This is a genomic window from Paractinoplanes ferrugineus (assembly GCF_016862195.1).
Taxonomy (GTDB): Bacteria; Actinomycetota; Actinomycetes; order Mycobacteriales; family Micromonosporaceae; genus Actinoplanes; species Actinoplanes ferrugineus.
This window is the reverse complement of record NZ_BOMM01000029.1, coordinates 18679-39547: the sequence shown is the minus strand read 5'-3', so window position 1 is coordinate 39547 and position 20869 is coordinate 18679. Positions and strand designations below refer to the sequence as shown.

The window sequence follows — 20869 nt, the reverse complement described above, 5'->3', positions numbered from 1 at the left end:
TCACAGGAAGGCGTAAGAGATCCGCCCGACCGGTTCGTTCGGCAGCTCCATGCCTTCACCCCGGGCCCGCCCGCACACCTGGCCGTCGACGCCCGGGTCGATCCACACCTGACCCAGAATGGTGCGCACCGCCAGTTCGATCGGCAGGAACCGGCTGTCCAGCGGGGTGAACGTGCGATAGGCGCGCAGCGCGTTCGCCCGCGGGTTGAGCTGAACGATCGCCGGCATCTCGTCCCAGCTCTCCGACAGCTGCTCCACCTTGACCTCGACCGGCTCGGCGATCGGCCGGCCGTGGTGCCGCAGCAGCCCGAGCCGCTGCAACTGCCACACCGCCGCCAGGAACGGGCAGGACCAGAGGCGATCCTCGGGCGGGCCGCTCCACACCTCGATGTCCACGAAGATCGAATGATTCTGTACGGCGCTCTGCCGCGGCGGCCGCCACCGGCTCGGCCCGGACATCGCCGCCGCGGTCGTCACCGGCGAGCGCTCGCCGTTGGACAGCCAACCCGACTCGGTGACCGGTGGGCGGCCGCCGTTGACCCCCTCGTGCGGCTCGTGCACCACGTGCTCGGCCACCAGGGTGGCCACCTCGACGTCGCCGGCCCGGGCGCAGCCCGACTCCCGGGCCACGTAGTCGATCTCCAGGCCGGCCGCCGCGGCCGCCGTGACCAGCGCGGAGATCACCTCGGGCGGGCTGGCGAACCGGGTGAAGTAGTCGTCGATCAGGAAGCAGGTGCTGATCCGCGGGGTGCGGTTGGGACCGAGCAGGCCGGCGGTCTGCTCGACGGCCGCCTGTGCCCACGGCGCCACCCGGCGGAAATGCTCGCGCAGCCGCGCCTCGCCGGCCCGGAAATCCTCCATGTAGAGGTGACCGAGCTCGACGGACAGGTGGGACAGGGCCACCGACTGGACCACCGGGGAGGCGCTCTCCTCGGTGAACAGATCGTCGGCCGTGGTCACAGTCCCTCCCACGAATCGATGTCGAGGATCCGCTTGGCCAGGTCTTCCAGGGCGTTGACGGTGCGCTCGTTGGCGGTGCGGTGCAGCCACACGTCGTCGTTGGTCAGCAACTGCTCCTGCCACTGCAGCACCGGATCGAGCGGGATGACGCCGAGCAGGTGTACCCGGCCCACCCTGTTCTGGGCGGCCAGGTCCTGCAGCCGCCGGTTGCACACGTCCAGCCAGGCCAGCTGCTCCGGTCGCAGGCCGGCCTGCTCGGACGCGGAGGGGTCGAGCACCGCCGTACGCACGAATCGGATCTTCTCCTGCAGGATGCCGCGGTCGTGACCGTGCAGCTCGCCGGTGTCGAGAATGCCCTTCGTACCGTGCACCAGGCCGCCGGCGGCGACGATGTGCTGCCGGGTCCATCGGTGGAACACCACCCACCGGGCCTCCACCCCCGCCATCGAGGGGTGGGCGGTCGCCTCCAGGACGATCTCGGTCGCGTAGGAGCGGCCGGCACTCAGGTCGACCAGGATCAGGTCGTACTGCTCGTCGAGGGAGACCAGCAGTTCGATGCAGCGTTGCACGGCCGGCGGGGATGACGGGAACTCGCCGCCGCCGCGGTCGCCGGGCACCAGCGTCAGCCGGCCCACACCGGCGGGGCGGTTGCGCAGCGCCTCCCGTTGCGTCTCGGCCCACACATTGATCATCCGGGGTTGAGCGATGTTGCCTTCCAGATAGGTGTGCAGGCCGTCGCCGTCGGTGCCGGCCTGCACCTCGCCCAGGTCGAAGATGGCGCCCGCCGTCGGGGAGCCGAAGTCGAAGTCGACATAGCAGGCGTCCTTGCCCTGCAGCGCCTGCCGATAGGCGAGGTTGCTGCCGGTCACCGAACGCCCGGTGCCACCCTTGTCGGACGTCGCGAAAATGATCATGATCAGGTCATCCCGACGTCGGCGCGGCGGGCCGCGGAAAATCGATCCAGTTTCCGCAGCACGTCCTCGGCCACCGCCACCGCCACACCTGGCTTCTCCCGGTGCACCGACCGGGCCCGCTTCAGCTCGGCCCCGATGCGTTCCAGGTCGACCCGCAGCGTCTCGCCCCGCGTGGTGGTGCCGTTGAGCAGCTCCCGGTCGTAGAGGTGGTCGGCCTCGTTGAGCAGGTCGGCCGCGATCTGCAGCAGCAGCTCGCTGCGCAGCGTCGGCTCGTTGATGACCCCGGCCGCGGCGACCAGGCAGTCGACCACGCGCTTGGTGTAGTACCACGAGACCTGGCTGACGCCGTCGGGCAGATAGGAGAACGCCCCGGCCGCCCAGTCCCACAGGCCGTGGTCGTCGCCGTCGCGGATCACCCGGACCGTCAGGTGCTGCCAGATGGCGTCGGACAGGTCGAGCAGGCGGCTACGGGTCGGGCCGTCGGTGGTCATGCCGGACAGCGTGAGCGTGCGCTTGAACAACATCGGGGCGATGTCGGCGACCGTCCACTGCAATTGCGGGCCACCGAGCGCATCGCTGCCCACCAGTGGGAAGTGCAGGCCCGGGTGGTGCACGCCGACCGCCGTCTCCGGCTCGGTCGAACGGCGGGTGATCCGGCTGCGGTTGGCCAGCTCCTCCAACACGTCGGCGACCCGGCGCATGTTCGCGTTCGTGGCCCGCACGGACTGCATGTTCTGCATGACCATGCCGGTGATCAGCAGGGCGAAGTAGTCGAACTCGATGCCGTCGGTGGCCCGCCACGGCAGGTCCTCCAGCGGCCAGCGACCGGAGCCGAACGTCGCGATCGTCGCCCAGTAGGAACGGGCCAGCTCGAACCGCAGCTGCAGCGACTGCGCGAGACGGGCCTGCTCCGGGTCGAGCAGGCCGAGCAGCCGGGTGCGCTCGGACGACAGCGCCTGGATGGCGTCGAGCGCGACGGTGGTGAAATAGAGATAGGGCGCGTTCTGCGCCACGCCTGCACGCTGCTCGCCCAGATCGGCCGAGGTCTCGATCTTCGGCGCGTCCTGGACCACGCCCCACGACCAGCCGCACTCGAACAACCGGTTCGGGTTGTCGAGCTCGTTGCCCTCGGCCGCGCCGGACCCGATGGTGACGTCGTCACGCAGCCGGGCGTTGATCTCTCGCAGCGCCACCCGCAACTCGTCGACGACCACGTGCGTGGCCCGCCGTTCCTGGTTCACCGTGCGGACCAGCTCCTGGCCGAGCGAGCTGTCCGCGGTGAACACGTTCACCGCGAAGCTGCGCAGCAGACCGGCCATGGCGGCGGTCAGCCGCCGGTTCGCCAGCCGCTCCACCTCCTCGACCTGGCGCAGCAGCGCCGCCCGGGTGATCACCTGGCGGAAGACCTTGGTGAACCCGATGATCGCCAGCGTCAGCGTGACGGAGATCGAGAACGAGTCGACCACGTCCAGGTCGAGCTGCTCCTGTTCGACCTTCTCGCCCGGCTCCTCGGTGCCGAAGTAGGTGCCGCCGGAGAAGACCGGCGTGCCGTCCGGCGCGGAGTAGCGATGCAGATATTCGTTCAGGGCGCGCAGCAGCCGCTGCGGGATCTGCAGGTTGTCGCCGAGCGGCTTGAGCGCTTCGAGGACGTCATCGGTGACCGTGTCGGGCTGGTCGAGCCGGAACAGCGGGATCTCGGTCGCCGGCGCCATGATGCACAGCAGTTGCTCGGCATCACTGATCGAGTTGCTGCCGAGAAGGCCGCCGGGACTCCATCCGTCTTTGTAGGAGACCCGGGCGGTGGCCCGCCAGATGTCGAGGAGCTGTTGACGTGGCTTGATCTGCATCGGCTACCCGTCCGTGGGTCTGCGTTGTCAGCTCAGGGTGTCAGGCCGGTGCTACTTCTTACGGCCGGTAGCGACCATCATCCCGCCGTAACCGTCGCGGAGGTCGTTACTGTCCACCATCCGAATTTCCACTCTGCGCGCAACCGGTTCAAGGGCCCCGCGAACGTCGTTCTCGCTCACCATGCAGGCGGGGAAGTGCCGGCCGGCAACGACGTAACCCGAGGAGTCAAGCATGAACGCGGCCGCGAACGGGGAGTTGGGCACCAGCGAGTCGACGAACAGCCGGGTCGCGCGGCGGAACTCGTCGTCCCGCGTGGTGATCGACTCGGCCACGAAGAACATGGTGCCCATGTGGTAGCGGTTCGCCTTGAGATCGAAGACGTTGCCCCTCGTCACCTCCGCCCGGTCGGCGAGCAGTTCCAGCGGCCTGGTGATCCGCTGGTAACCCGGCCGGTCGCTCGCGATCTGATCCCAGAATTGCAGCCACGTCGACTGCGGTCGCTCCAACGAGTGACGTAACCAGTCGCGGTTGGTGTGGGCCCGTTCGTACAGCGTCACCCGCGAGGCGTACGGCAACATGGTCAATGCCGGGTAAAGGTTGGTGCCCGAGCCCACGTCGATCGCGTGACCGATGGTGCTGTCCGACAGGTTCGCCGCGAAGAAGTCGGCCATGATACTGATTATCTCGGCGTCGTCCTTGCGAAGACTGCCGTAGTTGTGCGCGAAGTAAGCCTGTGAGTCGAATTGGTCCCAGTCGACGTCGGCATTGCCGGTCTGGTGGATGACATGGTCGGCCACATCGGCCACCGCGGCTGCGCCTGTTTCGTCGTCGGGCACCGGGATCCTCCGCCTCTCGGGGATGTGTGAGTCAGCGGCCGAGGTGCGGGAGGCGCGCAGAGTCGGCTGGTTCACTCAGGGTAACCCCCAGCCTAGTCACGCGCATCAACCGGGCGCTCGCCGTTTGCCGCATGCACATTAGGACATCGCCTACGAGTAAGAAATACGGCAAGCGGATAGCTACCGGTTCGAAATCTGACCGTTTTCACTCGTAACCTTAGGGCCTGTCTGTCCTCGCCGTCCGAATGCGGCGGGCTGCCCTGGTGATCACCCGGGCCGGCCTGGCTGTGGACCGCAACTCCAGGGCGGCTGCGAGGCCCGTGCACGAGATCAGGAGGGGTCGCCGGGCGCCCTCCGTGACCGGCCGCACGAGAACGTCGTTGTCACCGTCCGTGACCATGATCGTCGCGCGGCGCCCCGGCCCGCGCCGTGCTCACCGTGCCGCCGATGACCCGCCGGATGTCGACTCAGGAGCCGTATCCCCGAGATTGGAGTCCGGGATCGTCTCGCCGGCTCCGGTCTCGGCGTCGAAGTCGGACGCTGCCGTAGAACGAGTCTTACCGAGCGCCCGTGCTGTCAAGTTCCGGGGTGGCTTCGCTGGGCAGGTCGCGCAGGCGCCGACTCGGGGTCGACAGGTAGATGATCGGGGACAGCACGGTCAGCGCCCCCAAGATCAGCAGAGTGGTGCGGGCGCCGATCGCGCCGGCCCGGATGCCGCCGAGCTGACTGCCGATCGGGATGGCGCCCCACGAGGTGAACTTGACCGTGGCGATCACCCGGGACAGCAGCTCCGGCGGACTGGCGAGCATGCGATGCGTACGGGTGGTCACGCTCCCCACCATGGAGGAGCCGGCGAAGACCAAGCTGCCGCCGGCGAAGGCGACGTAGGCCGCGATGCCGGTGCCCTGCGGGATGATGAGCGCACCCGCCACGCCGACGAAGGCCGCGATGATCACCTTGCGAGCGGTGCCGACCCGATCGGTGAACCAGCTGGCCCGATTGGTGAACCAACTGGTCGGGGCGGCGCCGACGAGTGCCGAGCCCGTCGCCGGCGAGCAGCAACCCGACCCCGTGAATGGGGCGTCACGAAGCCCGACCCCGCCTTCTTCGCCCGCATCGCCGAGCTCGCACCCGGGGATCCATCGGAGATCCGCTACGTCGGGGACCATCGGGACTACGACATCAAGGGCGCGAGCGATGTCGGCCTCAGGTCGGCACTCGGCAAACGAGGACCGTGGGGGCCATCTGCGCCCGGCGATCGCCTCGGGGTGTCGTCGCCGCTCGACCGGTTGCCGGGGGCCGGACCGCACCGATCGCCACGGATTCGACTCCCGCCGCCGTTCCCCGGCGTCCTCGGCACACTCTTTATCGCTTAGGTTTACCTCGGAAGGTGTGTCAGTTCCGCTCCCATGCACGGCCAGAACGCACGCGTCGCCTACGCTGGCCCGTGGCTGATCCGCCGGACAGCGAAGTGCCCTTCCGCCACCGGGAGCGGTCCACTAAGTTGCAGATTTCGTCCTAGAGATACAAGGGTCCAGTGATGTCGACAACCGGAACCGGAACGATCAGCACGGCGGAAACGGCAGGCCGGTGGTCGGGCATTCTCGCCACGCTGATGCGCCGCGAGGACCTCACCGAAGCGGACACCGCGTGGGTGATGGGCGAGGTCATTGCCGACAACGCGACCCCGGGCCGGCTCGGCGCGTTCCTCTCCGCGTTACGGACCAAGGGCGAGTCCTCGGCGGAGATCAAGGGACTTGCCCAGGCACTGTTGGCCAACACCCACCGGATCAGCGTTCCCGGGACGATCGTGGACATCGTCGGCACCGGCGGTGCGGGCGGCATGAACATCTCGACCATGGCCGCCGTCGTCGTGGCGTCCACCGGGGTCCGGGTCGTCAAGCACGGCGGTCGTGGCGCGTCTTCCCGTTGCGGCTCGGCCGATTTGCTGGAACGACTCGGCATCCCGATGACCCTGTCGCCGACGGCGGTCGCCGGGGTCGCGGCCGAGGCCGGCATCACGTTCTGCTTCGCGCCTGTCTACCACCCGGGGCTGCGGCACGCCGCGTCGACCCGGCGCGAGCTGGGCGTGCCGACGGTGTTCAACGTGCTGGCGCCGCTGATCAATCCGGCGGATCCGCGCCATCAGCTGGTCGGCGCCTCCTACTTGCCGCTGGCGCCGGTGATGGCGGACGTGTTCGCTGAGCGTGGGTGTTCCTCGCTCGTCGTGCGCGGCCACGACGGGCTGGACGAACTCACCACCGCTGCGCCGTCCGACGTCTGGGTCGTCCGGAACGGGACGGTCGAGCAATCGCGCGTCGACCCCGCCGACTTCGGCATCGCGCGGACCGACCCGGCCGCGCTCCGCGGGGGCGACATCGAAGAGAACGCCGCGGTGGCCCGCGAGTTCCTGGCCGGCGCGAAGGGCCCCATTCGCGACGCGGTCCTGCTGAACGCCGCTGCGGCGTTGGCCACCGTGGACCTGAACGGTGGTTCCCTCATGGAGCTGCTGTCCCATTCACTCGCCCGCTGCGCCGAGGCGGTGGACTCCGGCGCGGCCGCCGCGACTCTGCAGCGTTGGGTGAAACTGGCCCAGCAAGCCGCCTGAACGGTCGGTCCACGGCCCTGTGGCAGCCTTGGCCGCAACGCAATGACCCTGCCCCAGATCCCGGTCCGGTCTCGAGGTGTCCGGATCGAAGGCTGAACCTCATCCATCGACGATCAAGCATGGCGCGCTGTCGTCGTCCAATTTACGGTCCTCTTGACCGCGGCGTGCCGGGGTTGATCACGTTCAATGCTTGGCCTTGCTGGCTCTGACCGTCGTCGGGCGGTGCGAAAACCGGGCCTGCACCCGGCGAATGCGGCACTGTTCGCGGCTGACCGGCCGGATCGGTGCCGGGCGGGAACGGGGGCACTGGGGCAGTACCAGGTGAAGAATCCGAGTCCGGCGACTATGACATCGCGGACCCCCAATTCCCCACGGATCCGCATCACGTCTACGCCCGTCTGCGCGAAATACAACCGGTGGCGGTGAGCCGCCGTGGGGGCGGCTCGGTCATGCCGACGCGATATGCCGACATAGTTGCGGTCGCGCTATCTCCCGAGGAGTACTCCTCGCCGCACGCGAAGGTGGCGCTACGGCCCGGTGTTGCACCCGGCTCGCCGTCGTGCCGCCGGGGACGCATCCCATCGCGTACCCGTGCGGGTTATTTCTTGGATCTCGCGGCGATGATGATCGGGTGTGACGCGCGCCGCTGCGCCGGTTCTTTGATTTTGAAATAGTTGCGCAGGCAACGACGTTGTGGCGGTCAGGAAGTCAGGTACCACCGAAGGAGCGGGTCATGCAGTTCGGAATCTTCAGTGTCTCGGACGTCACCGCGGACCCGACCACCGGGCAGACGCCGACCGAGGCGCAGCGCATCAAGGACATCGTCACCATCGCCAAGCACGCGGAGGAGGTCGGCCTCGACGTCTTCGCCCTCGGTGAGCACCACAACGAGCCGTTCTTCTCGTCGTCGCCGACCACCACGCTCGCGTACATCGCGGCGCAGACCTCGACGCTTCAGCTCAGCACCGCGACCACGCTGATCACCACCAACGACCCGGTGAAGATCGCCGAGGACTTCGCGATGCTGCAGCACCTGTCGGACGGGCGCGTCGACCTCATGCTCGGCCGCGGCAACACCGGGCCGGTCTACCCCTGGTTCGGCAAGGACATCCGGGCCGGCATCCCGCTGGCGATCGAGAACTACTCGCTGCTGCACAAGCTGTGGCGCGAGCACACGGTCGACTGGCAGGGCAAGTTCCGCACCCCGCTGCAGTCGTTCACCTCGACGCCGCGGCCGCTCGACGACGTCCCGCCGTTCGTCTGGCACGGCTCGATCCGGTCGCCGGAGATCGCCGAGCAGGCCGCCTTCTACGGTGACGGCTTCTTCGCCAACCACATCTTCTGGCCGGCCTCGCACACCCAGCGCATGATCGCGCTCTACCGCCAGCGCTTCGCCCACTACGGCCACGGCGACCCCGACCAGGCCATCGTCGGCCTCGGCGGGCAGGTGTTCATGCACAAGAACTCGCAGGACGCGGTGAAGGAGTTCCGGCCCTACTTCGACAACGCCCCGGTCTACGGGCACGGGCCGTCGCTGGAGGACTTCACCCGCGAGACGCCGCTGACGGTCGGCTCGCCGCAGCAGGTCATCGACCGCACGCTCGGTTTCCGCGACTACGTCGGCGACTACCAGCGCCAGCTGTTCCTGATGGACCACGCCGGCCTGCCGCTGAAGACCGTTCTGGAGCAGCTGGACCTGCTGGGCAGCGAGGTCGTCCCGGTGCTGCGCAAGGAGTTCGACGCACTGAGGCCGGCGCACGTCCCGGACGCTCCCACGCACGCGTCGATGATGCAGAAGATGGTGAACGCATGATGCAGAGGACCCTGGCGGTAGTTTCAGCAGGCTTGAGTCAGCCTTCTTCAACTCGCCTGCTCGCAGACCAGATCGCTGCCGCTGCGGTGCAGAAGGCCGCGGGAAGCGCTATAGAACTCACGGTCCGGGTGATCGAGCTCCGCGACCTCGCCCACGACATCGCCAACCACCTGCTCACCGGCTTCCCCCCGGCCGCGCTGAAGGAGGCACTCGACACGGTCGAGGCCGCCGACGCGCTGGTCGCGGTCACGCCGATCTTCACGGCGAGCTACAGCGGCCTGTTCAAGTCCTTCTTCGACGTGCTCGACAAGGACGCGCTGGCCGACAAGCCGGTGCTCATCGCGGCCACCGCCGGAACCGCCCGGCACAGCCTGTCGCTCGAGCACGCCCTGCGCCCGCTGTTCGCCTACCTGCGGGCCACAGTGGTCCTGACGGCGGTTTTCGCGGCCGCCGACGACTGGGGCGCCGACTCGGCCGACGGCCCCCTGCGCTCGCGCATCGACCGTGCCGCCGGCGAACTGGCCCGCGAGATCGAACGGCGCGACCCGGTGTCGGTCACCGATCCGTTCGCCCTCACGGTCAACTTCGAAGACCTGCTGCGCAACCCCTGACAGTACGAACTACCCCGGTCCCGTGGCACCCGTCGGCAAGCCGGGTGCCACCCCGGGCCGTAGCGCCACCATCGGGTGTGGCGTCGGGGCGACACCGACGGCCCGCCAGGAATGTGACCACCTGGTCGGGCTTTTGGTGTGCGCCCCTTTTTGATGATCGTGCACGCGCCTTGCGTACGCGCCGTGACTGCACTGTGATGGAACGCATTGTCGTCACGCGGGGGTCACCGTGCGCATCGGAATCAAGCTTCTCGTGGCCGCCGGCGTCGGCGGCCTCACCTATCTGCTGACCGCGCTCGGCGACCAGCAGCCCATCTGGCGCGCGGGGGTCGCCGTCGCGGTCGGTGCGTTCACCCTGGTCGCCCAGCTGCTGATCGAAGCCGCCGAGTCGGCGCGCCGGCTCGAGCTGGCCCGCAAGGCGAATGCCCTGTCCCGCGCCGAGATCAGCCGCCTGGTGACCACCGGCGCCCGTGCTGCCGCCCCCGCCGGCGCGACCTCACCCGCCGCCCCCGCCACCCATCCTTCGGCCCCCGCCGCCGATCCGTCCGGCCCCGTCCTGCCCGGCGCCGACCTGCCCGGCGCCGGCGCGGCCAGGGAAGGGTTCATCGACCTGGACGGTCTGCGTGCGGACGGGGTCGAGCGGGACGCGGGCGACCCGGACTGGCTGCTCGGCCTGACCGACGCGACTCGGGTGGGCATCGACGCGATCACGATGGCGTCGTTCGGGGAGGGCGAGTTCTGGGACAGCGACCTCGGCCGGCGATATCTTCGGCGGCAGCGCGAGGCGATCGCTCGCAACGTGCGTATCCGCCGGTTGTTCCTGATCACCGAGCGGGTCCCCGACCCCGAGCGGATCAGGGCCCTGATGGCTCCGCATCAGAGCATCGGGGTCGAGACCCGGGCGATCCGGCCCGATGACTTCTACTTTCTGCGGCAGATCGAGCTGGAAGACTTCATCGTGTTCGATCGGAAGGTCAGCTACGAGTTCCACGCCGCCCGGGTGCTCGACGACGGCATGACCCCGCCGATCGCGGGCGTCGCGCTGGTCGTCGACCCCCGGCTGGTCGAGCAGCGCCAGGAACGTTTCGAACAGCTCTGGTCAGCCGCCCGCTGACGGGCGGGCGGCTGACGGCGGGTCAGGCCGAGCGGAGTTCGCGGGCGTGGGCGGCTCTCATCAGCGGGACGACGTTGAGGGGGGTGAGGTAGGGCTGGAGGCGGCGGACGAAGGCCGCCTGGGTGGCCAGGGACATGCGCAGCTCGTTGAACGAGCGCGCTCCGCACGCGACCGCTGACGAGTTGCCGAGGGCGGCGCCGAAGACCAGGGCCGGGAGGTCGGCCAGCAGGCGTACGCCGGCCAGGTCCCGGGCGATGCTCGTCGTCACCGTGTGGCTCGACGCGTCGAGGACGATCGTGTAGGTCACGCCGGGGCCTGAATAGGACAGCCCCAACTGGTCGGTGGGGGAGGGGCCGGTCAGGCCGCACTCGGCGACCAGGAAACGGAACGCCCTCTCCACTTCTGCCTCGAACGACACGGACACTGGAACCTTCGCAACCATGCTGACCCCCGATCTGACGGAAGCCTCCCGACCGCCCACGATCCGCCGGATTAGATCGACAAAAGCAGATGCACGGGCCGTGCGCAATGAGGATTATTCGAGGGTATCGAGACCAAGCCGCTGACCTGCGACTCTCTGCCGACAAAGGGGGGCGGGCGGAATTCGCGGGGGTTCCGCCGGGCGCGTCCGGCCGAGGTGGCGTTCGCCGGCGCGCGGGCGAGGTAGAAACAAGGCATGGCGGAAATTGTGCTGATCCGGCACGGACAGACCGAGTGGAGTGCGGCGGGCCGGCACACCTCGTACACCGATCTCGAACTCACCGAGGAGGGCGAGCGGCAGGCCCGCGCGGCCGGGGAGCGCCTGGCCGGGCGGACGTTCGCGGCCGTGTTCTCCAGCCCGCGCAAGCGGGCCCTGCGCACCGCCGGGCTGGCCGGGCTGACGGTCACCGAAACCACCGATGACCTGGCCGAATGGAACTACGGCGAGTACGAGGGGATCACCACGGCCAAGATCCACGAGAGTGATCCGGACTGGTCGCTCTGGACCGACGGGGCGCCCGGCGGGGAGACGCCCGAGCAGGTCGGGGCGCGGCTCGACCGGGTGCTCGCGCGCGCCCGCGAGGCACTGGCCGGCGGCGACGTCGCCCTGGTGGCGCACGGTCATTCGCTGCGGGTCGCCGGGGCGCGCTGGATCGGGCTGCCGGCCGGTGGTGGCGGCAAGCTCAAGCTCGGCACCGCGACCATCTCGGCGCTCGGCTTCGAGCACGACAACCCGGTGATCGACTACTGGAACGCCTGACGGCGCCGGGAGCGGCCCGGGTCCGTCCCGGAGAACGACCTCGGTAATGATCTAAGGCATGACTGGGCGACCTCGGTAATGATCTAAGGCATGACGAGAGGTGCGCGCCGGCTGGCCCTGCTGGTGGCCGGTGCGCATTTCATGGAGTTCCTCGACGCCACCGTCATCGCGCCGGCCGCTCCGCACATCGCGGCCGACCTCGGCGTCGAGGCGGTCACGGTGAACGTCACCGTCACCGCGTACGTCCTGACCATCGCCGTCCTGATCCCGATCAGCGGGTGGCTCACCGAGCGCTTCGGCGCTCGCCGGATCTTCGCCGTCGCGATCGCCGTCTTCACCCTGGCCTCGGTCGGATGCGCGGCCGCGGTGAACCTGCCCATGCTCGTCGGCACCCGCGTGCTGCAGGGCGTCGGCGGCGCCATGATGGTCCCGGTCGGCCGCCTGGTGGTCATGCGAACAACGGAAAAGACTGATCTGGTACGCGTGATCGCGTACCTGACGTGGCCGGCGCTCGTCGCCCCCCTGGTGGCCCCGGCCGTCGGCGGCTTCCTCAGCGAGTACGCGTCGTGGCGCTGGATCTTCCTGATCAACGTGCCGCTCGGCGCGATCGCCCTGATCCTGTCGTTGCGCCTGGTGCCCGACGTCCGCGCGGACGACCCCGGGCGGCTCGACCGGCAGGGTTTCCTGCTCGCCGCCCTCGGCATCGCCGCCCTGGTGCTCGGCCTCGAGGAGGTGGCCGCCACCCGGCCGAACTGGCCGCTCGGCATCGGCGCCCTGGCGGTCGCGTTCACCTGCCTCACGGCCGCCGTGCGGCACCTGCTGCGATCCCGGCAACCCCTCGTCGACCTGCGCATTCTCCGGGTACGCACGTATCGCGTCACCGCCCTCGGCGGGTCGGTGTTCCGGGCCGTGATCACCGCCATCCCGTTCCTGCTGCCACTGTTCTTCCAGCTCGGCTTCGGCTGGACGGCCGCGCACGCGGGCCTGGTGGTGATCGCCCTGTTCGCCGGCAACGTCGGCATCAAACCGGCCACCACCCCGCTGATGCGCGGCTTCGGGATCCGCGCCGTCATGCTCGGCTCGGTGCTGGCGTCGGCGGCGTGCCTGGTCGGGATCGCGTTCCTGCGTGACTCGACAATGCCCGTACTCCTCGTCGGGCTTCTGATCCTGAGTGGGATCTTCCGCTCGGTCGGCTTCACCACCTACAACTCGGTGGCCTTCGCCGACGTGCCGACCGAGCGGATGACCAGCGCCAACACCCTCATGTCGACGGTCCAGGAGTTGGGCGGCGGGCTCGGCGTGGCGGTCGGCGCGCTGCTGGTCCGGCTGGGCGCCGATCTCGGCGCGGACGGCGCCTACCGGTTCGCGTTCCTGTGCCTGGCCGTGCTGCTCGCGATCCCCGCGATCGACGCTCTCCGCCTGCCCCGCGAGGCCGGAAACCTGGTCACCGGCCGGGGTCGGGGCGCTGCCCGCCCGGGGTCCTAACCGGACAGTTTGCCGTGCACAGTCGAATGATCAACAACCCCGCCGGGTCGGCCGAGAGTCCACGACCGTCGATCGCACTACCTTCCAAGATCGGTCAGCGGTCCGAGGGAGGGGAAACGTGGGTCTGCTCTCCCGCCTGTTCCGGCGGTGCTTCCGGCGCCGCCCCACGCCGCCCGGTCCGCCACCGGGCGGCGTGCTGGCCGACACCCGGGCGTGGCACCGTGAGCAGCCCGTCCACGACACCGAGCGGCCCGGCGCCACCGGCATCCACGCCGAACGCCGAGCCGCCGACGAACTGGACGACCCCGACCCGCCGCCCGCACGACGCTAGGTCCACATCGACCGACCTGTAGAGCCGGACCCACCTCGCGCGACCCCCTCGCACCTCCGTCCCGCCGCCGGGCGGGCGGGTGCGGTTCCTGGGCTCGGCTGGCCGCATCTGGCGGGCGCGGGCGGGTTGTGCGGTGCGCGGTCGCCTTCGGACCGGCCTGTCAGCCGCTTCGCTTGGGCCGGGCGGCGTAGAGGGCCGGCCGGCGGTCCGGCTTCTCACCGGGCGGGGGACCGGCTTCAATGTGCTGATGGCTGAGACCGACTGGGTTCGCTGGCACGAGGACTACGAGACCCCGGGGTCGTCGCTGGCCCGTCGGCTTGTCGTGGTCCAGCGGTTTCTCGACCGGGTGCTCGACACCGGGGAGCCGCGCAGCCTGCTCGCTCTGTGCGCCGGGGACGGCCGGGACGTCCTGCCGGTGCTGGCCGCCCGGCCCGCCGGCCGGCAGATGCGGGCGGTGCTCGTGGAGTTCGACCCGTCGTTGTCGGGCCGGGCCCGGACGGCGGCCGCGGCGCTCGGGCTGCCGGGTGTCGAGGTGCGCACCGCCGACGCGGGGCGGCCGGCTTCCTTCGCCGATGCGGTGCCGGTCGACGTACTGCTGGCCTGTGGTGTCTTCGGCAATGTCAGCGACGGCGACATGCGCCGTACGGTGGCCGCCCTGCCGTCGTTCCTGACCCCGGGCGGTGTGGTGATCTGGACGCGCGGCCGGGGTACGGGCGACGGCGACCTGAGCGAGAAGGTTCGGGCGTCCTTCGCGGCCGGAGGCTTCGCGGAGCTTGCCTTCGAGGCCCCGGCCGACGCTGGGTTCCGGGTGGGGATGGCGCGGCTGACCGAGCCCGCCGCGGCGCCGGCCCCCGACCGGCTCTTCACCTTCCGATAGGGGGGCCGGCAACGACAGGACCAGGAACGGGAGGGCGGCCCCGGGCGGGCGGTGACACGTGTAAGTAGGCTGGGGGGATGGCTGAGAGCAGCACTCGCCGCGTCACCAGCGCTGACGTGGCGCGCATTGCCGGGGTGTCGCGGGCGACGGTCAGCTACGTCATGAACGACACGCCCCATCAGACCATCTCGGCTGACACCCGTACGCGCGTGCTCGATGCTGCCGCGCGTCTCGGGTACGCGCCGAGTGCCGCCGCCCGCACTCTGCGCACCGGGCGTTCCGACGTGGTGCTCTGCCTGCTTCCGGACTGGCCGATCGGGGCGGAGGTCGGCTCGATGCTGGGCAATCTGTCGACCGCGCTCGCCCGGCAAGGGTTCACCCTCGTGGTGCATCCGGGCAACCGGGAGGACCGGCCGATGTTCGAGATCTGGAAGGCGATCACGCCGGCCGCGGTGATCGCGTTCACCGACTTCTCGCCGGGGGAGATCGAGGCGATGCGGGCGGCCGGGGTGGCGCTCGTGGTAGGGCTGTTCGGAAACGGTCAGCCGGACGGGCGCCGCCGCGAGCTGGAGGTGCCGCAGCAGCTGATCGGGCGGTGCCAGGCGGCGCACCTGCTCGGGGCCGGCCACACCAGGATCGGCTACGCCTACCCGGACGACGAGCGGGTGCGCATCTTCGCCGAGCCGCGGCTGGCGGGGGTCCGCGACGAATGCCGCGAGAGCGGGGTGGCCGGCCCGGCGACCGAGACGGTCGCGCTGGAGGCGGAGCAGGCCGCTGCAGCGGTACGCCGTTGGCACGCGGCCGGCGTCACGGCGGTGTGCGCGTACAACGACGAGGTTGCCCTTGCCGTCCTGGCCGGCGTCCGGAAGCTGGGTGGGGGAGCCGGTCTTGCCGTGATCGGCGTGGACGACATCCCGCCCGCGCGGCTGGCCGAGCCCGCCCTGACCACCGTGACCACCGATCAGGTCGCGTTCGCCGCCTACCTGTCGGCGACCGTGGTGGCCGCCGTCCACGGGCGCCCGGGTCCGGACGTGCCCACGTCGGAGCTGGTCAGCCTGGTGAAGCGGGACAGCGCCTGAGCGAGTCCGCTCATGAAACGCACAGGCTTGGCACATCAGTGACCAAGGCTGCGGGCGAATGGTAGGGGGACCAGAAGGAATCATCCGCCACCAGGGGGTCCGCCATGCTTCTCCAGATCGATCGCCAGTCCGGGGCCCGTGACTTCAGCGCCACCGGCACCGACCTTCCGCTCAACCCGGCCGGACTGCCGGTCGGCACCGGCCCGCGACCGGTGGTCGCCGTGCTCGGATCAGCCGGCCGGGTCAGCGGGCTGGCCCGGCATCTGCCGGCCGGGTGGTCGGTGCGATTCGCCGATGACGTCGACGGTGTCGCGGCCGACGAGCTGGTGCTCTTCGCCGGCCCGGCGATCCGTGACATCGCGCTGGCCCGGCGACTGCTTCCCAGCCGTACCCAAATCGTCGCCCTGGTCGACGACGCGGCCCCGGCCGAGATCGTCGCCGGCGTGCTCACCGCCGGCGCCGACGCCTGCGTGCGCGGCGGTCAGCCGGCGATTCTCGCGAGTCACCTGGTCGCCTGCCGCCGCCGGCAGATGGCCGGCCGGTGGGCCCACGTCAACCAGCAGGACCGGCGATAAGCCCTGGTCCGGGCCGTTCGCGAGTTCGCCGGGGGGCCGACGCCGCGAACGGCCCGGAGAGAGCCGCGCCGCCGGTGCGGTTACGGGGGATACCCACCGGCGGCGCGGAGCATGGACCGCTAAGCGGTCGGGGTGGGGCTTGCCTGCGGCCGGAGCACCTTGCAGGTCTCGAGCGCCTTGCTGGTGGTGGCGTCGGCGGAGTCGATCTTGCTCGGGTCGGTGACGCCGTTCTCCTTCAGGCAGTTGAGGTAGGCCGTGTCCGCGCCGTTGCCCCGGCGGTTGCCGGCACCGAACGACGGTCGCACCGACGCGCACGCCTGCTGCGCCTTCTGCCAGGTCGCCTCGTCGACGCCGACCGGTTTGCCCAGGCCGCCCGGGAAACCACCGCGGCCGCCGCCACCGAAGCTGCCGGACGGCCGTGGCTGACCGGACGGGAAGCCCGACCGCCGGCCGCCCTCGGGGAAACCGGAGGCGCCCTCGCGGGGCTGCCGTGACGGCATCGTGATGGTCACGCCGTTCTTCGCCAGGCACTCGGTGTAGGCCGCGAACGCGTTGTTGCCGCCACCGCCGTTGCCGTTGTTGCCCGCAGTGGTCCCGCCGCCGTCGGAGCCGCCGCCGCACGCGGCGACAAGCAGCACGGATGCCGACGCGACGAACAGCGCTGCCGTCCGGCGGGGAGCATTGACCTTGCGCACGTTGCCCTCTTTCCTCGGCCACGGATGTCGGCCCCACCCAAGCCGCCGAAGCTGCACGCAACGTAGGCGACGCCTCGGAATTCGCTCGGAGCCGCGGTGACCCGGCCGGGCGGCGGTCCGGTGTTCCGAGCCAACTCCGAGGCTGGACCGAGCATCCGGCGAGGACCGACCGGAACACTGTCCCGCCATGGGTGAAGCTCTGGCCGGTCGACGGCGCTGGATCTGGGTCGCCGCGGCTGTCGTCGTGCTCGCACTGATCGGCTACGGGGTGGTGCACGCATTGACCGCGGACGCCACCGAGAAGCCGGAAGCGGCCGCCACCTCGGCGGCCGACCGCGGTGACGTGACCACCGAAGTGGCCACGACGGGCACTCTGCAGCCGGCGCAGACACGCAGCCTCTCGTTCGCGGTCAAGGGCACCGTCGAGAGCGTGTCGGTGCGGCCCGGCACCACGGTCACCGCCGGCCAGGCGCTCGCCAAGGTGGACGACACGGCCGCGGCCGCCGCCGTCGACGACGCCCGGGACTCCCTCGACGACGCCGAGAACCAGCTGGCCACGGCCAGGTCGAACGCGTCGAGGGCGACGTCGCCGGCCACCGGCTGCAACGTGGCGGCGGCCTTCCACACCGGCGGCGGCACCGCGCCGGCCACCTCGCCGACCCCGGCCACCACCGGGTCGCCGGCCCCGACCGTGCCGACCGCCACCGCGCCGACCGCCACCGCGCCGACCGCTACCGCGCCGCGAACCGCGACTGCCAAGCCGACCACCAAGCCGACCGTCAAGCCGACCTCGACCCGCCCCGGCAGCGGCGGCGGGTCGGGTAGCGGGTCCGGCAGCGGCAGTTGCGCCGGCGGGGCCGGCAGCGGTTCGGCCGGCGGGAGCGGGAGTGGGCGGACGGGTGAGCAGGGCGCCGGGTCGGACCAGATCTTCAGCGCGGAGCAGCGGGTCACCCAGGCCGACACCACCCTGGCGGAGGCCGAGGAGGCGCTGGAAGGCGCCACCATCACCGCCCCGATCGCCGGTCGCGTCCTGACCGTCGGCGGCAAGGTGGGCAGCCAGGTCAGCGCGAACTCCACGTTCATCACCCTGGCCGACGTCTACGACATGCAGATCAGCGCGTCCTTCCCGGAGGCCGACGCGGATCACCTGGCGGCCGGGCAGAAGGGGGTGGTCGGCCTCGCCGACCGGGTGGGCAAACAGTTCAAGGCGACGGTCGTGCTGGTCGACCCGGTCGGCACCAGCGACGGCACGATGGTCAAGTTCGGCGTGGTCCTCTCCTTCGACCAGGCGCCCGAGGATCTGCTGGTGGGGCAGAGCGCCGCGGTGCGGATCACCACCGGTTCGAAGACGGGCGTGCTGCGGGTGCCGAGCACCGCCGTGCACGATGTGCGCGGCGACAAGGGCACGGTTCTGCGCAACGGCGCCCGGGCCGAGGTCGGCATCGGGCTCCGTGGGGACCAGTACACCGAGGTGACCTCGGGTCTGACCGAGGGTGAGCAGGTGACCCGGTCCTGGTGACGCGGCCTCGCTCAGCTACCTCTCGCGGCATTCATAGCGAATTCCTAGCCGGCGTTGATACTCATTCCGGGTGCTATCTGATTCGCATGCCCCGCTCGCTCTGCGCGAGTCCCCGGCGCGGGCCGCCCGGGTCCTCGTCGTCGACGACGAGCCCAACATCTCCGCCCTGCTCAGCGCCACGCTCCGGCTCGTCGAGTTCGAGGTGCGGGTGGCCGACTCCGGCCACCGGGCCCTGGTCGCCGTCGCGGAGTTCGAGCCCGACCTGGTCGTGCTCGACGTGATGCTGCCCGACCTCGACGGCTTCGACGTCGCCAAGCGGCTGCGGGCCACCGGCAGCCGGGTGCCGGTGCTGTTCCTGACGGCTCGGGACGCGGTCGAGGACCGGGTCAGCGGGTTGTCGGCCGGTGCGGACGACTACGTCACCAAGCCGTTCAGCCTCGAGGAGGTCGTGCTGCGGATCCGGGCGATCCTGCGGCGCAGCCGGCCCGAGGTGCCGGCCGCGGCGAACGGGGCGGACGCCGGTGTGCTGCGGTACGCCGACCTGGAGCTCGACGAGGACGCGCACGAGGTGCGCCGGGCGGGCCGGCTGATCGACCTGTCGCCGACCGAGTTCAACCTGCTGCGCTACCTGATGATCAACGCGGGCCGGGTGGTCAGCAAGGCACAGATCCTCGACCGGGTCTGGAAGTACGACTTCGGCGGCGACGGACGCATCGTCGAGTCGTACGTCTACTATCTCCGCCGCAAGATCGACAAGACCGACCCGCCGCTGATCCACACCGTCCGCGGGGTCGGCTACGCCCTGCGGCTGCCGCGCGGCGGCGAGGAGTGATCTCCCGGCTCCGCCGGCGGCCGCGGCGGTGGAGCCACTGGACCCTGCGCGCCCGCCTCGTCCTGGTGGTCGCCGCGCTCGCCGCGGTCGCCCTGCTCGTCGCCAACGTCGCCGGCCTGGTGCTGATCCGCACCTACCTGCTCGGCCGCATCGACGACCAGCTGCGGGGGATGTCCCGGCCGTTCACCTTCGCCGAGGACCGGGAGCGGCCGGCCGGCGGCTACCCACCACGCACCTTCCGGCGGCTCGGCCCGGAGCAGCTGACGTACGTCTACAACGCGGACGGCACGCTGAACAGCGAACGGTCGTACCTCGGCGACACCACGCGCTCGGCGGTCCAGAGCTTCGCCGCGATCAAGGCGAAGGCCGCCCACCCGCAGCCCTACACGCTCGGCGGCGCCACCCACGACTGGCGGGTGATCGCGATGCCCGACCCGGTCGGCGGCGGCTACGCGGTCATCGGCGTCTCCCTCGCCGAGGTCCAGCAGACCACCGACCAGCTGCTGCTCATCGACGCCGGGGTCTCGGCGCTGGTGCTGGCCCTGCTCGCGGGCGGGGCGTGGTTCGTGGTGCGGCTCGGCCTGCGCCCCCTGACCGCGATGGAGCGGCTGGCCACCGACATCTCGGCGGGCAACCTGTCCGGGCGCGTCGCCGACACCGACCCGCACACCGAGCCGGGCAAGCTCGGCCTCGCCCTCAACTCCATGCTCACCCGCATCGAGGGTGAGGTGGACGCCCGTACGGCCGGGGAACAGCGGCTGCGGCAGTTCGTCGCGGACGCGTCGCACGAGCTGCGTACCCCGCTCACCTCGATCCGGGGTTTCGCCGAGCTCTACCGGCGCGGCGGCGCCCCGCCCGGCCCGGCGCTGGACGAGACGATGAGCCGGATCGAGAGCGAGGCCGCCCGAATGGGCGTGCTGGTCGAGGACATGCTCATGCTGGCCCGGCTCGACCGGCAGCGGCCGCCCGCGCGGCGCCCCGTCGACCTGCTCGAGATCGCCGCCGACACCATCCGCGACGCGCACGCCCGGGTGCCCGGCCGGCCGGTGCGGCTGGCCGGCCTGGCCGACGAGGACGACACGTTCGAGCCGGCCACCGTGCTCGGCGACGAGCACGGCCTGCGGCAGGTCGCCATCAACCTGGTCGCCAACGCCCTGCAGCACACCCCGGCGCGGGCCCGGGTCACCGTGCGGGTCGGGCGGCTGCCGGCCCGGCCGCCGACCGTCGCCACCGTGCTGTCCGGGCCCGCCACCGTGCGCCCCGGTCTGCCGCTGGCCGTCCTCGAGGTGACCGACGACGGGCCCGGCGTGCCCCCGGTGCACGCACCCCGGGTCTTCGAGCGGCTGTACCGGGCCGACTCCAGCCGCACCCGGGGCAAGGGCGGCGGATCGGGGCTCGGGCTGTCGATCGTCGCGGCGATCGTGCACGGTCACGGCGGCTGGGTGGAACTCGATGCGCCGCGCGGCGGTGGGGCCACCTTCCGGGTGCTGCTGCCCACCGCCGCCGCCGAGCCCTAGCGATCACGGGCCCGG

At 70.9% G+C, this 20869-nt stretch carries 21 protein-coding genes; 14 read left to right on the top strand and 7 right to left on the bottom strand.

Translation table 11 applies throughout. The annotated features are described in order from the left end of the window. From Afe05nite_RS16405 to Afe05nite_RS43805, 5 genes are all read right to left on the bottom strand, one after another. Positions 1-960: an SCO2522 family protein gene (locus Afe05nite_RS16405; protein WP_203817976.1), complete on the bottom strand. Its 960-nt coding sequence runs from the start codon at positions 958-960 to the stop codon at positions 1-3. Further along, positions 957-1874, bottom strand: a complete 918-nt coding sequence (locus Afe05nite_RS16400; protein WP_203817975.1) for an SCO2523 family variant P-loop protein — start codon at positions 1872-1874, stop codon at positions 957-959. The genes Afe05nite_RS16405 and Afe05nite_RS16400 overlap by 4 nt, the downstream gene beginning before the upstream one ends. A 2-nt stretch (positions 1875-1876) precedes the next feature. After that, complete coding sequence (locus tag Afe05nite_RS16395; RefSeq protein ID WP_203817974.1) at positions 1877-3721, bottom strand: SCO2524 family protein; 1845 nt, start codon at positions 3719-3721, stop codon at positions 1877-1879. Between the two features lie 51 nt (positions 3722-3772). Beyond that, on the bottom strand, positions 3773-4558 hold the full coding sequence (locus Afe05nite_RS16390) for an SCO2525 family SAM-dependent methyltransferase (protein WP_203817973.1): 786 nt from the start codon (positions 4556-4558) through the stop codon (positions 3773-3775). A 557-nt stretch (positions 4559-5115) separates the two neighbouring features. Further along, positions 5116-5727 (bottom strand): MFS transporter, encoded by a 612-nt coding sequence (locus Afe05nite_RS43805; protein ID WP_239117912.1) that lies wholly within the window; start codon positions 5725-5727, stop codon positions 5116-5118. Between Afe05nite_RS43805 and Afe05nite_RS16380 the strand changes: the two genes are divergently transcribed. The 5 genes from Afe05nite_RS16380 to Afe05nite_RS16360 all read left to right on the top strand — a co-directional run bounded on the left by Afe05nite_RS16380 (position 5674) and on the right by Afe05nite_RS16360 (position 10704). Beyond that, entirely contained in the window at positions 5674-5934 is a 261-nt protein-coding gene (locus Afe05nite_RS16380) for an HAD family hydrolase (RefSeq protein WP_239117904.1), read from the top strand. The two genes, Afe05nite_RS43805 and Afe05nite_RS16380, sit on opposite strands and share 54 nt — an antisense overlap. Positions 5935-6098: 164 nt before the next feature. Then, positions 6099-7166, top strand: coding sequence for an anthranilate phosphoribosyltransferase (trpD, locus tag Afe05nite_RS16375; RefSeq protein WP_203817971.1), 1068 nt, complete (start codon positions 6099-6101; stop codon positions 7164-7166). 733 nt (positions 7167-7899) lie between these two features. Further along, positions 7900-8979, top strand: a complete 1080-nt coding sequence (locus tag Afe05nite_RS16370) for an LLM class flavin-dependent oxidoreductase (protein ID WP_203817970.1) — start codon at positions 7900-7902, stop codon at positions 8977-8979. After that, entirely contained in the window at positions 8976-9590 is a 615-nt protein-coding gene (locus Afe05nite_RS16365; RefSeq protein ID WP_203817969.1) for an FMN reductase, read from the top strand. Before Afe05nite_RS16370 ends, Afe05nite_RS16365 begins: the two co-directional genes overlap by 4 nt. Positions 9591-9819: 229 nt before the next feature. Next, positions 9820-10704, top strand: coding sequence for a DUF6879 family protein (locus Afe05nite_RS16360; RefSeq protein WP_203817968.1), 885 nt, complete (start codon positions 9820-9822; stop codon positions 10702-10704). A 22-nt stretch (positions 10705-10726) separates the two neighbouring features. Here Afe05nite_RS16360 and Afe05nite_RS16355 read toward each other — a convergent pair whose 3' ends face one another. Further along, positions 10727-11122: a hypothetical protein gene (locus tag Afe05nite_RS16355; RefSeq protein WP_203817967.1), complete on the bottom strand. Its 396-nt coding sequence runs from the start codon at positions 11120-11122 to the stop codon at positions 10727-10729. A gap of 258 nt (positions 11123-11380) precedes the next feature. On the opposite strand from Afe05nite_RS16355, the gene Afe05nite_RS16350 reads away from it, so the two are divergent. The 6 genes from Afe05nite_RS16350 (at position 11381) to Afe05nite_RS16325 (ending at position 16291) form a co-directional block, all read left to right on the top strand. Then, positions 11381-11944, top strand: a complete 564-nt coding sequence (locus Afe05nite_RS16350) for a histidine phosphatase family protein (RefSeq protein ID WP_203817966.1) — start codon at positions 11381-11383, stop codon at positions 11942-11944. Between the two features lie 90 nt (positions 11945-12034). After that, entirely contained in the window at positions 12035-13429 is a 1395-nt protein-coding gene (locus tag Afe05nite_RS16345; protein WP_203817965.1) for an MFS transporter, read from the top strand. Between the two features lie 118 nt (positions 13430-13547). Beyond that, entirely contained in the window at positions 13548-13760 is a 213-nt protein-coding gene (locus Afe05nite_RS16340; RefSeq protein WP_203817964.1) for a hypothetical protein, read from the top strand. Positions 13761-14007: 247 nt separating this feature from the next. Then, on the top strand, positions 14008-14637 hold the full coding sequence (locus tag Afe05nite_RS16335) for a methyltransferase domain-containing protein (protein WP_203817963.1): 630 nt from the start codon (positions 14008-14010) through the stop codon (positions 14635-14637). A 77-nt stretch (positions 14638-14714) separates the two neighbouring features. Further along, on the top strand, positions 14715-15716 hold the full coding sequence (locus Afe05nite_RS16330; RefSeq protein ID WP_203817962.1) for a LacI family DNA-binding transcriptional regulator: 1002 nt from the start codon (positions 14715-14717) through the stop codon (positions 15714-15716). A gap of 104 nt (positions 15717-15820) precedes the next feature. Then, positions 15821-16291, top strand: coding sequence for a hypothetical protein (locus Afe05nite_RS16325; protein WP_203817961.1), 471 nt, complete (start codon positions 15821-15823; stop codon positions 16289-16291). A gap of 119 nt (positions 16292-16410) precedes the next feature. Here the strand turns inward: Afe05nite_RS16325 and Afe05nite_RS16320 are convergent, their stop codons facing one another. Continuing rightward, entirely contained in the window at positions 16411-16986 is a 576-nt protein-coding gene (locus Afe05nite_RS16320; RefSeq protein WP_203817960.1) for a hypothetical protein, read from the bottom strand. Positions 16987-17173: 187 nt separating this feature from the next. Between Afe05nite_RS16320 and Afe05nite_RS16315 the strand changes: the two genes are divergently transcribed. The 3 genes from Afe05nite_RS16315 (at position 17174) to Afe05nite_RS16305 (ending at position 20854) form a co-directional block, all read left to right on the top strand. Next, positions 17174-18505: an efflux RND transporter periplasmic adaptor subunit gene (locus tag Afe05nite_RS16315; protein ID WP_203817959.1), complete on the top strand. Its 1332-nt coding sequence runs from the start codon at positions 17174-17176 to the stop codon at positions 18503-18505. Positions 18506-18575: 70 nt separating this feature from the next. After that, on the top strand, positions 18576-19337 hold the full coding sequence (locus tag Afe05nite_RS16310; RefSeq protein WP_239117871.1) for a response regulator transcription factor: 762 nt from the start codon (positions 18576-18578) through the stop codon (positions 19335-19337). After that, positions 19334-20854, top strand: coding sequence for a sensor histidine kinase (locus Afe05nite_RS16305; RefSeq protein ID WP_203817958.1), 1521 nt, complete (start codon positions 19334-19336; stop codon positions 20852-20854). Before Afe05nite_RS16310 ends, Afe05nite_RS16305 begins: the two co-directional genes overlap by 4 nt. The last annotated feature ends 15 nt before the right edge of the window (positions 20855-20869 follow it).